Annotated in this window: 1 protein-coding gene; it reads right to left on the bottom strand. The window is 63.0% G+C overall.

What is annotated here, in order from left to right; translation table 11 throughout:
- Nucleotides 1-178: 178 nt before the first annotated feature.
- Nucleotides 179-13,189 (bottom strand): non-ribosomal peptide synthetase, encoded by a 13,011-nt coding sequence (locus tag GHN86_RS21370; RefSeq protein WP_153387261.1) that lies wholly within the window; start codon nt 13,187-13,189, stop codon nt 179-181.
- Nucleotides 13,190-13,204 lie beyond the last annotated feature (15 nt).

Raw genomic sequence — 13,204 nt, 5'->3', positions numbered from 1 at the left:
AAAGCCAAACGCTGAATCCGAAACCACCCCAATCAAGCCCCCTCTCCCTCCGGGAGAGGGTTGGGGTGAGGGGCTGTTGACTATCAGCTTCTACCTCAAAGCCAAACGCTGAATCCGAAACCACCCCAATCAAGCCCCCTCTCCCTCCGGGAGAGGGTTGGGGTGAGGGGCTGTAGATTTACAGCCCTTCCAGCTCCGCCATCAGATCACTCAGGCGATCGACCTTCTCCTCATTGATTTCGCTACTCTCCAGCCCTTCGATATACAGCGCCAGCTGCTCCACACAATTGCACTCAAACATCGCCCGCAGCGGTACGTTGCGTTGCAACACCTTTTGCACCCGCGAAGCAATTTGCGTGGCCAGCAAGGAGTGTCCGCCCAACTCAAAGAAGTTGTCCCTCACGCCCACCTGCTCGACGTTCAACACATCCGCCCAAATATCAGCCAAGGTCTGTTCCAGCGGCGAACGCGGCGCCAGATAGTCGTCTCGTTGCTGTTGACCAATTTCAATCAAGGGCAACGCTCGACGATCCAGCTTGCCATTGGCGTTCAGCGGCAAACGCGCCAGCCACTGCCAATGCAAGGGCACCATGTACTCCGGCAGCTCAGCGCGCAGCCGCTGTTTGATGTGTTCAAGGCACTCGTTCTGACCCGGATCAGAAATCGCCGCCACCAGATAACCCACCAGGTATTTGCCGTTTGGCCCCTGCTGAACGCTGACCGCTGCATCGCGCACCCACGGATGTTCGTGCAGACGCGCTTCAATTTCCCCCAGCTCGATCCGGTAGCCGCGAATCTTCACTTGATGGTCGATGCGCCCGACGTACTCCAGCACCCCGTCCATGCGCCGCCGCGCCAGATCGCCGGTGCGGTACAAGCGCTCACCCGGTGCACCGAACGGATGCGGCACAAAGGCGCTCGCCGTACGCAACGGGTCGCTGACATAGCCCCGGCCCACGCCGGTGCCCGCCACACACAACTCCCCTGTCGCACCCAGCGGCACCAGTTGCAAAGCGTCATCGAGCACGTACAAACGGTTGTTGTCCGTGGGTGTGCCAATGGGCAAATAACTGCCTTGGGTCGACGCCGTATCGACCAGAAAGAACGCCACGTCATCCGAGCATTCTGCTGGGCCATAGGCATTGACCAGTCCGGTTTTCGGGTAGCGCAGCAGCCATTGTTGGGCCAGTTCAGGCGGCATCGCCTCGCCGGTGGGCAGCAACCAGCGCAGGCCGTCGAGCGGCACGTTATCTTCCGCCAGCATGCCCTGAATCAGTGACGGCACACTTTCCAGCACGCTGATGCTCTGAGCATTGACGTGGGCCAACAAGGCCTGCGGATCATGGGCCAGAGCGTTGGGCACGATGTTGACGCTGGCACCGAACAAGGGCGCCGCGAGGAACTGCCACACCGATATATCAAAGCTTTGCGACGCCGTCTGCGCGATCACGTCCTGTTCGGTCAGGCTCAGGTAAGGCACTTTGCTCAGCTGGTTATTGAGCATGCCGCGCTGTTCGACCATCACGCCTTTGGGCAGACCGGTGGAACCGGAGGTGTAGATCACATACGCCAGATTGTCCGGCTGGCTGTACACCTGCGGGTTGTGCTCGGCCAAGGTCTGAGCATGCACCTCTTCCCACACCAGTAAACGCGGACGGTTCGCGCAACCCGATTCATCCAGCAAGGCCTGGGCCTGCTCGCGGTACGCCGCCGTACACACCAGTAAGGGCGTGCGGCTCAGTTCGATGATGCGGCTCAAGCGCGCTTCGGGCAGCCCCGGGTCGAGGGGCAAGTAAGCCGCCCCGGCCTTGAAGCTGCCGATGATCATGCCCAGCAGTTCCAGTCCGCGCTCGGCCAGCAGCGCCACTGGCTGATCCGGCCTGACGCCAGCAGCTATCAGCGCAAGGCCCAGACGGTTGCTGTGCGAGTTGAGGTCGGCATAGCTCCAGTGCTGATCCAGACAGCGGGCTACCACTCGTTGCGGGTGCGCCGCCACCTGCGCTTCGAACAGCTCGATGTAACTCTGCTGCAAGGGGTATTCACGCTGGCTCTGGTTGCACCCGTCGAGCAAGAAGTGCTGCTCGGCTTCGCCCAACAAGGGCAGTTCGGCCATGTCGCCATCAATGCCCGCCATCAAGGCCAGCAGCAGGCGTTTGAATTCGCTAAGCAAACGCTCGACGCTGCTGTGCTCGAAGAAGCGCTGGTCATAGGACAGGTGCAGACCAAGGTCATCACCGGGGTAACACACCGCCGTCAACGGGAAGTTGGTGTGCGTGCGCCCCGAATCCGAGGTTGCGTTAAGGTGCTGGGCACGGTCCATCACCGAGATGTCCACGGGGGCGTTTTCAAACACAAACAGGCTGTCGAACAACGGCTGACCCTTGGGCAGTTCGCTGTGTTCCTGAATCGTCACCAGCGGCACATATTCGTACTCGCGCAGCTCCATATTGTGTTCAAGCAACGCGCTCAGCCATTGCCGAACCTCCAGCGCCTGACCGTCTGCGGGCATCTTCACGCGCAGGGCCACACTGTTGATGAACAAGCCAACGGTCTGTTGCATCTGCGGCAACTCGACCGGGCGCCCGGCCACGGTCACGCCGAACAGCACGTCGCGCTCGCCGCTGTAACGGCGTAGCACCAAGGCCCACGCCGCTTGCGCGAAGGTGTTGATGGTCAGTTTGTGCTGCTGGGCCAGTTCGCGCAGGCGCACGCCGTCCTGCACTTCAAGCCGGGTGTAGCAGTCGCCCACCCGCATGCCGCCGCTGTCACCCGCGTGTTCACGCAAGAACGGACGGTCGCTGGGGATGTAGGTGGTCTGCTCGAAGCCCTGCAAGTTGCGCTGCCACCAGCCATTGGCCTGTTGCAGATCCTGCCGTTGCAGCCAGCCAATATAGTCGCGGTAGCGCGGCGGTGCGGCCAGTTGCGCAGTGCGGTTTTCGCCCAGCGCGCTGTAGATTTCGAAGAAGTCGCTCATCAGCAACGAGCGGCACCAGGCATCAATCAGGATGTGGTGGTTGCTCATCATGAACCAGTAACGGGCTTCATCGACACGGATCAGGCGCAGGTGGAACGGTGCCTGATTGAGCAAATCAAAACCGGCTTCGCGCTCGGCCTTGAGCAACGCTTGCAGGCGTGGCTCGTGGCTGTCCTGTGGCTCGCCACGCCAGTCGAGGAAGTCGATCGCGGTAGCGCCCGGTCGATGGATGATTTGCAGCATCTGTTCGCCGACATTCCAGCAGAACGACGCACGCAAGGCTTCGTGACGAGCAATCACCGCCTGCCACGCCTCGGCAAACCGCTGCGGGTCGAGGGCGCTGTTGATGCGGTAGCGGTCCTGCATGTAATACAGCCCGGTGCCGGGTTCGAGCAGCGTGTGCACGAGCATGCCTTCCTGCATCGGGGTCAACGGGTAAAGGTCTTCGATCTGTTGCGCCGCCACCGGCAGCGCGTCCAGTTGCGCCTGACTGAGGGCCGTGAGCGGGAAGTCAGACGGGGTCAAACCGCCCGCGCCTGCACTCAGGCAATGGGCAATGAGCGTTTCCAGCTCGCTGACATAGGCCTCGGCCAGGGTGGCGATGGTCTGCGGCGTGTAGCGTTCGGCACTGAAGGTCCAGCGCAACTGCAATTGGCCGCCGTAGACCTGACCGTCAATGCTCAGTTCGTTGGGCAGCGGCGCCAGTGGGTCGTGTGCGGCACCAGTGGCTTCAGCCAGCGGGCGGAACAGGGCGTCAGCGCCAAAGCTCTGGTCGAACTGGCCGAGGTAGTTGAACGTCACCGCCGCCACCGGCAGATCCGCCAGCGCCTGACGGGTGGCGCTGTCGGTCAGGTACCGCAACACGCCATAGCCCAGCCCTTTGTGCGGGATACCGCGCAATTGCTCTTTGATGGCCTTGATCGAAGCGCCCTGCCCGCCTGCTGCTTGCGGGGTCAGGCGCAGCGGGTAAGCACTGGTAAACCAGCCCACGGTGCGGCTCAGGTCGATGTCGTCAAACAGCGTTTCGCGGCCGTGGCCTTCCAGCTGAATCAACGCCGAAGGCTGCCCGCTCCAGCGACACAGCACTCGCGCCAGCGCGGTCAACAACAGGTCGTTGACCTGCGTGCGGTAAGCGCTGGGCGCCTGCTGCAACAGTTGCGTGGTGCGTTCGACATCCAGCTGCACGCTGACGGTGTGGCCATGGCGGTTTTGTCCGCCGCCCTGCGGGTTGTCGCACGGCAAGTGTATCTGTGGCCCGCTGAGTTGCTGTTGCCACAGGTTGAGTTCTTCGCGCAGGGAATCGCTGCCCGCGTAGGCGTGTAAACGCGTGGTCCAGGCCCGCAAGGCGCTGGTCTTGCCCGGCAATGACGGCGGTTGCTGCTGAGCCAGTTGGCGATACAGGGTTTGCAGGTCTTCGAGCAGGACGCGCCAGGACACACCGTCGACCGCCAGGTGATGGATCACCAACAGCAAGCGTTGCTGACCCTGCGGGCCGTCTACCAGCACGGCACGTACCAATGCGCCTTGCTGCTCATCGAGGCTGCGCTGGGCCTGCTCGAACAGGTCGAGGCTGTGTTGCAGGTCGCTGACGGTGGCATGGCGCAGTACATCGCCCGCCACGTCGGTGCGGTAGTGCGCGCGCCATTGGCCGTCCACCTGATGGAAGCTCAGGCGCAGGGCGTCGTGGTGCTCCAGCAAAGCGTTGAGTGCTCGCTCCAGCAACGGCGCTTCAAGGCGCTGCGCAGGTTCCAGCAACAGCGTCTGGTTCCAGTGATGACGCTGCGCCATGGGTGTTTCGAAGAACCAGTGCTGGATCGGCGTCAAGCCGACCGCGCCGCTGAGTACGCCCTGTTCGGCGTGGGTGTGTTCGGTGCGGGTGGCGACACTCGCCAGCGCCTGCACGGTTTGATGCTGGAACAGGTCGCGAGGGCTGAAATGGATCCCCAGTTGGCGCGCGCGGCTGACCACTTGGATCGACAGAATCGAGTCGCCACCCAGTTCGAAGAAGTTGTCGTCCAGCCCCACTTGGCTCAGGTTCAACACGTCACACCAGACCTGCGCCAGACTCTGCTCCAGTGCGTTGCTCGGGGCCACGTACTGTTGACGGTTGAGTTCAATATCGGGCGTCGGCAAGGCGCGTCGGTCAAGCTTGCCGTTGGCGGTCAGCGGCATGCTGGCCAACAACAGCAGATGGGTCGGCACCATGTAGTCGGGCAATTGGGTTTTGAGCTGGCGCTTGAGGTCATCGCGCAAGGCGGCTTGCGCCTGTTCGTCGTGCTGCGCCGCGCTGCACACCAGGTACGCGGCCAATTGCTTGCCACCGGGCATGTCCAGCGCCAGCACCACCGCTTCACGCACCTCAGGGTGGTCGAGCAGGCGGTTTTCGATTTCCCCCAGCTCGATACGGAAGCCACGAATTTTCACTTGATGGTCGATGCGTCCGACATACTCCACCAGCCCGTCAGCGCGCTGGCGCACCAGATCGCCGGTGCGGTAAAGACGCCCGCCATTGGCGGCGAACGGATCCGCGACAAAACGCTCGGCGGTCAGACCGGCGCGCTGGTGATAACCCTGAGCCAGACCGGCGCCGCCGATGTACAACTCACCGACTGCCCCTTGTGGCACCAGCGCCAGACCGGCGTCGAGAATATACGCGACCCGGGCACCAATGACCTGGCCGATGGGCACACTGGCCACGCCCTCATCCAGTTGCGCCGGGGCCAGACTGGCCAGCGGCATGACCACGGTTTCGGTCGGCCCGTAGGCGTTGAAAAATACTTCGGGGCTGAACGCGGCGCGAATGCGCTGCAAATGCTCACCCGTGAGCGCTTCACCGCCAGTGATGCACATGCGCACGGGCAAGGTCTGTTCTCGGCTGGCCAGCCATTGCGCCAATTGGCTGCCATAGCTGGGGGTAAAGCCCAGAATGCTGATCTGCTGCTCGTCGATCAATTGGCAGATTTGCTCGGCATCCCACTGCCCTTGAGCCCGCAATACCACTCGGGCGCCACACAACAACGGCACCAGCAGGCGCTCGGTGGCGGCGTCGAAATTGATCGAGTAAAAATGCAACTCGCAGTCATCGCGGCGCATGCCGAAGCGTTCAATCACTGCCCGGCAATGCATGGCAATTTCACCGTGGCAGACCACCACGCCTTTGGGCTGCCCGGTGGAACCCGAGGTGTAAATCAGGTACGCCTGATGCTGCGCCAGGCTGATAAACGGCACTTCGCCGGTAGGATACGCGGCCAGTGCGTCGCGCTCGTCTTCAAGGCAACTGCGCACCACGCCCGCCGGCAATTCGCCCAGGGCCTCAAACAGTGCGCGATGGCTTAACAGCACACCAATGCCGCTGTCTTCGATCATGTAATGCAGGCGTTCGAGCGGGTATTCCGGGTCCAGCGGCACATAGGCGCCACCGGCCTTGAGGATCGCCAGCAGGCCGATCACCATGTCCAGCGAGCGCTCCAGCGCCAGCCCTACCCGCACCTGCGGGCCGACCCCGCGTTCTCGCAGCATCCAGGCCATTTGATTGGCGCGGCGATCGAGTTCGCCGTAGCTCAGGTGCTGCCCGGCAAAGGTCAGGGCGATGGCGTCAGGGTGCGCCTGCGCTTGCTCGGCAAACAGGCGATGAATGCACAGATCAAGGTCATGCCCGGCCGCAGACGGCGCCAGTCCGTCAAGCAAGCGCTGTTGCTCGTCGCTGCCCAACAGCGGCAATTCGCTGAGGCGTTGTTGCGGGTCGCCCAGCAAGGCTTCAAGCAGGTTGCGCCAATGCTCGGCCATGCGCGCAATGCGCGGCTCATCAAACAAGTCGGTGCTGTAGGTCAGGCAGCAGCCCAGCCGATGGTCGAGGTCGGTGACTTCCAGATTGAGGTCGAACTTGGTCGCCCGCGCATCGTTGGGCAGAAACTCGACGGTCAAGCCTGCCAACTGACGGCTTTGCTGGAACTCCCAGCGCTGCACATTGCACATCACTTGGAACAGCGGGTTATACGCGGCACTGCGCGGCGGTTGCAGCGCGTCGACCAGATGGTCAAACGGCAAGTCCTGATGGGACTGGCCTTCGATCACGGTGTTGCGCACCTGCTCGAACACATCGGCAACCCGCATCTGCCCGTCCAGCTCACAGCGCAGCACCTGGGTGTTGAGGAAGGCACCGATCAGCCCTTCGCTTTCCGGGCGAATGCGGTTAGCCACGGGCGCACCGATGCGCAGATCATTTTGACCGCTGTAGCGATGCAGCAGCACGGCCAATGTTCCGGTCATGGTCATAAACAGGGTCAGGCCATGCTCGGCATTGAACGCCCGCACGCGCGCGGCCAGGTCATCGCTGAGGTCAAAACGGTACAGCTCACCTTTGTAGCTTTGCACCGAGGGCCGTGGCCGGTCTGCGGGCAGTTCCAGTAGCGGATGCTCGTTGCCGAGTTTGACCGTCCAGTAATCGAGCTGACGCTGACGCTCGCCCGATTCCAGCCACTGCCGCTGCCACACGCTGTAGTCCAGATATTGCACGGCCAGCGGAGCCAGCGGTGACTGGCGGTCATCCAAAAAGGCTTCATACAGTTCGGCCAGCTCGCGGGCGAAGATGTCCATCGCCCACCCTTCGGTGACGATGTGGTGCAGGGTCAGCACAAAGTAATGTTCACGCTCGCCCGCCTTGACCATGCAGGCGCGCAGCAACGGCCCGTGTTCCAGATCAAACGGCTGGTGCGCTTCGTGGTCGGCCAGCGCTTGCAGGCGCTGCTGACGGGTGTGCTCGTCGAGGTTGCTCAAGTCCAGCCAAGCCATGCCCACGCCGGTTTCGGCATGCACGCGTTGACAGGCCACACCGTCCACACTGGGGAAGGTGGTGCGCAGGGTTTCGTGGCGCAACAGCAAGGCTTGCAACGCCGCCTCGAAACGGCCGACATCCAGCAGGCCTTTGAGGCGCGCCATACCACCGACGTTGTAGGCCGGACTGTTGGGCTCCATTTTCCAGAGGAACCACATGCGCTGCTGGGAATAGGACAGCGGCACCGGCTGGCGACGGTCGACGAGGCCAATCGGTTGCTGGCTATTGCGCTGCCCCGCCGCTTGAATCTGCGCGACCTGTTCGACAAACGCGCCCAGCTCGCTGGCTTCAAACAACGTGCGCAACGCCAGCTCGACATCGCAGGCCTGACGGACACGGGAGACGATTTGCGTGGCCAATAGGGAGTGCCCGCCCAAGGCGAAGAAGTCATCGCGCAGGCCGATTTGGGTCTGCCCCAGCACGGTGCGCCAAATGGCGGCGACCTGTTGCTCAAGCGCGGTGTTCGGCGCCACGAACTCGCTGACACGCCACTGCGGCTCGGGCAAGGCGCGGCGATCCAGTTTGCCGCTGGGGCTTAACGGCATCGCGTCCAGACGCAGTAACTGCGCAGGCACCATGTAGTCGGGCAATTGCGCGGTCAGTGCGGCCTTGAGTTCGCGGCTTTGAGCCTCTTCGCCCAGCGTGCAGTTCTGCGCCGTGTAGTAACCGATCAGTTGCGGCCCTGCGGCGGTGTCGCGAATGACCACGGCCGCCTGTGCCACGCGGGGCAATGCCAACAGGCACGCTTCGATTTCCTGCGGCTCGACGCGAAAGCCACGCAATTTGACTTGCTGATCGAGCCGACCGAGGTATTCCAGCACCCCTTCGGCGTTCCAGCGCACCCGGTCTCCGGTGCGGTACAGGCGCTGGCCCGGCGCGCCCAGCGGGTCGGCAATAAAGCGTTTGGCGGTGAGCCCCGGACGCGCCAGATAACCGCGCGCAAGGCCAATCCCGCCAATGCACAATTCACCCGGCACACCGGCAGGCAGCGGGTTGAGTTCGCTGTCGAGCACCCGACACAGCACGTTGCCCAAAGGACGTCCTATGGGCGAACGCTCACCGTCTTCAACGCTGCAATGCCAATGGGTGACATTGATCGCGGTTTCGGTTGGCCCGTAACGGTTATGCAACTGCGCGTTCGGCAGGTGCTGCAAGACACGGTTACGCAATTCCGCCGGCAACGCTTCGCCGCCCGAGAACACTCGGCGCAAGCTGTGGCAAAGGGCGCTCTGCGGCTCGTCGACAAACAGGCTCAACAGCGCTGGCACAAAGTGCAAAGTAGTGACGCCAAACTGTTGCACCAACTGCGCAATACGCTGCGGGTCACGGTGTTCGCCGGGGGCTGCGAGCACCAGCTGGCAGCCCGTCATCAGCGGCCAGAAGCACTCCCACACCGACACGTCAAAGCTGATCGGGGCTTTTTGCATCAGCACGTCATCGGCTTGCAGCGCGTAGGTGGCTTGCATCCATTGCAGGCGCTCGCTCAGTGCGGCGTGGGTGTTGCCCACCCCTTTGGGCTGCCCGGTGGAACCGGAGGTGTAGATCACGTAGGCGAGGTTATCGCCGTGCAGGTGCAAACCCGGTGCGTGGCTGGGCCAGCTGTCGAGCTTGAGGCAGTCCATCGCAATGGCACTGACGCTGTTGAGGTGCGCCAAACCCTCCAGCAGATGGCTTTGCGTCAGCAGCAAGGTGGCGCCGCAGTCTTGCAGCATGTAACTCAGGCGTTCTGGGGGGTAGTCCGGGTCCAGGGGCACGTAAGCACCGCCCGCCTTGAGAATGGCCAGCAAGCCGATCAGCAGGTGCGGCGAACGCTCGACGGCAATCGCCACGGGCACATCCGGCCCCACGCCCTTGTCCCGCAGGTAATGCGCAAGGCGGTTGGCCTGTGCGTGCAGGCTGGCAACGTCGAGGCTGCCACCGTCCCAGACCAGCGCCACGCGCTCAGGCGTCAGCTGCGCTTGCTGCTCCAGCCAGTGCGGCAGCCAGTGCTGGGCCGCGACGCAGGGTGCGGCGCCCCATTGCTGCTGTTCGGTCAACTGCTGCGCGGTCAACCCTTGCAGATCACCGAGGGCCTGTGCGCTGTTGCCGCTGACTTGACGCAACAGGCTGACATAGTGCTCCGCCAGCCGCTCAATGGTGGCGGCCTCGAACAGTTCATCGGCGTAGTCAAAGGACAGTTTCAGGCGGCCCTGATGGTCTTCTTCGCTGTGCAGTTGCAGGTCGAACTTGGCTTCGCGGCTGTGCCAGTCCAGCTCTTCGGCCAGCAGGCCCGGCAAGCGACGCAAGGCGCTGAGGTCACGTTGTTGATGGTTGAACATGACCTGAAACAGGCCGTGCTCACGGGCCTGAGGAAAGGCTTCGAGCACTTGCTCGAACGGCACGTCCTGATGGCCTTGGGCATCCAGCGTGGCCTGGCGGGTTTGCCCCAGCAACTGGGCGAAAGGCATACGCCCGTGCAGCTCGGCGCGCAGTACCAAGGTATTGATAAAGAACCCGATCAGGCCGTGGGTTTCCTGACGCCCGCGGTTGGCGCTGGGCACGCCGATGCGAATATCGTTCTGGCCCGTGTAACGATGCAGCAACGTCTGGAAGGTGGCCAGCAGCAGCATGAAGGGCGTGCTGTCGTGGGCCTGCGCTGTCAGACGCACGGCGTCGCACAGCGCGGCATCCAGTTTCAGGCTGTAGCGGGTCGCGCTGCGTCGCTCAAGGGCCGAGCGCGGATGATCAGTGGCTAACGCCAGCACCGGTTGCTCATCGCCCAGTTGTTGTTTCCAGTAATGCAGTTGGCGTTCTGCTTCGCCTTGCGCCAGCCACTGGCGCTGCCAACTGCTGTAGTCGGCGTAATCCAGCGCCAATGGCGCCAGTGTCAGCGGCTGGCCGAGGCAGGCTGCTGCGTAGAGACGGGAAAACTCATCGATCAAGACGTTCAGCGACCAGCCATCGGCAATGATGTGGTGCAAGGTCAGCAGCAGTTGATGGTCTTCGTCGTCCAGCTTGACCAGCGTGACCCTGAACAGCGGTCCGCTTTCGAGATTGAAAGGGGTTTGTGCTTGAGCTTCACGGATCTGCTGCGTCCGCAGCTCACGCTCGGGGGCTGGCAGGTCACGCAGATCGATGACGTGCAGGTCTACCTCGGCGGCCGTGTCGACCCGTTGCAAGGCGTGTTCGTCACGCTGAAAAAAGCGCGTGCGCAGCGACTCATGGCGCTCGACCAAATGGGTGAAGCTGCTGCGCAACGCGGCTTCATTCAGCTCGCCACGCAAGCGCAACGCGCCGGGGATGGTGAACGCGCTGCTGTCGGGAGCCAGTTGCCACATAAACCACAGGCGGTTTTGTGCCAGTGACTGGGGCAGTTCGTCCTGCCTGTTCAGGGGCTGGATGGCGCCTTGAGCCAGCCCGCCGTCCTGTTGCAATGCGCCGACCTGCGCGGCAAAGGCGCCGAGGGTGGGCGCTTCAAACAACAGACGCAGATTGAGCTCAAGCTTGAGTTCTTCGCGCAGGCGGGCGATCACTTGAGTGGCCACAATCGAGTTGCCGCCCAGCAGGAAGAAATGGTCATCGGCGGCCACTTGTTCGACCTGCAAATGCTCGCACCAGACCCAGGCGATCAGCGCTTCCAGATCACTGGCGCGGTGTTGCGCAGCGGGCGCCGCGTCGGCGGGCTGCACGGCCGGGAATTGCGCATAACTGTCCAGGCTGCCATCGGCCAACCGGCTGCGGCAGGCCGAGCGCTGCAACTTGCCGCTGGAGGTTTTGGGCAGCGCACCGGGGTTGAGCAGCACCACCACGCCCGGCGCTTGCTGGCAGGCGTCGGCCACGGCCTGGCGAATGGCATTGATCAACGCATCGGCGGGCAGGATTTTTTGCACGCTGCGGCTGATTTCTGCGGCGATACCAATGCCCTCTTCACCGTTGACGTTGACCGCAAACGCCGCCACTCGGCCTTTGCGCACGACGTCCACTTCGCGCTCAATGACTTTTTCGATGTCCTGGGGGTACAGGTTGTGGCCGCGAACGATCAGCAGGTCTTTCAAGCGCCCGGTGATAAACACCTCGCCGTCACGCATAAAGCCCAAGTCGCCGGTGCGCAGCCAGGTCGCGCCGTCACGCTGGACGAACGTCTCGGCGCTGGCCTGCGGGTTACGCCAGTAGCCGTGGGCGATGCTCGGGCCGCTGGCCCAGACTTCACCGACAAGGTTGTCCGCCAGCGCCTCAAGGCTTTGCGCGTCGACAATTTGTACCTCATGGTCTGGCTGCGAAGTGCCGCAACTCATCACCGCACTGCCGTCGCCCGGCACGATACGGTTGTTGGCCAGTTCCAGTTCGTTCAGGTTCAAGGCCGGGATGCCCTGGCCGCGCTGTCCGCCCGCGACAAACAAGGTGGCTTCAGCTAATCCGTAGGAGGCGAAATAGCTGTTCGGGGTAAAACCGCAGGCGGCGAATTTTTCCGCAAAGCGTTGCAGGGTGTCCTGGCGGATCGGCTCGGAACCCGAATAGGCGACGCGCCAGCGGCTCAGGTCCAGATCTGCCAGAGCGGTTTCACTGACCCGCTCGCTGCACAACCGATACGCGAAGTCCGGACCGCCACTGATGGTGCCGCCGTATTCACTGATGGCTTCGAGCCAACGCAGCGGCCGGGTGAGGAAATACGCCGGGGACATCAATACGCACGGTACACCGCTGAAGATCGGTTGCAGCAAACCACCAATCAGGCCCATGTCGTGGTACAGCGGCAACCAGCTGACAATCACGTCGTCGGGATTCAGGTCGATGCCGAAACCCCGGCGGATCAGCAGCTCATTGGCGACCAGATTGCCGTGGGTCACTTGCACACCTTTGGGCAAGGCCGTGGAACCCGAGGTGTATTGCAAAAAGGCCACGTCATCGGCCTGCAAGGCAACCGGCTGCCAGACGTGTACGGCGTCGGGCTCCACTTCGTCGACACAGAGCACGTGGGGGGCATCGGTCGCACTCAGTTCGCTGATCTGCAGCAAGGACTGGCGCAACGGGCTACAGGTCAGCAGCAGGCGCGGCTCGGCATCGTCGAGAATCGACAGCAAACGCTCCTGATGATGACGCTTGCTCGACTCGGGTGGATACGCGGGCACGGCGATGATGCCCGCGTACAGGCAGGCAAAGAAGGCCGCGACGTAGTCCGGGCCGCTGGGAAACAGCAGCACCGCCCGATCGCCTACCGCCGCATGGGCCTGCAATGCGGCGGCTATGGTGCGCGCGCGCAGGTCCAGGTCATGGTAGGTGAGCACTTGGCTGTGGGCCGGGTCATCGGCCAGAAAGCGCAGCGCCAGACGATCCGGGGTCAGGGCTGCACGTTGGGCAAGGGCTTGGGCCAGTGTGCCGGGGAGTTCGAACGCGTCCATCATGGGGTTTCCTGCCTG

The sequence above is a fragment of the Pseudomonas helleri genome (genome assembly GCF_009600315.1).
GTDB classification, from domain to species: domain Bacteria; phylum Pseudomonadota; class Gammaproteobacteria; order Pseudomonadales; family Pseudomonadaceae; genus Aquipseudomonas; species Aquipseudomonas helleri_A.
The sequence above is the reverse complement of the archived record's forward strand: the minus strand, read 5'-3'. Positions and strand labels throughout refer to the sequence as shown.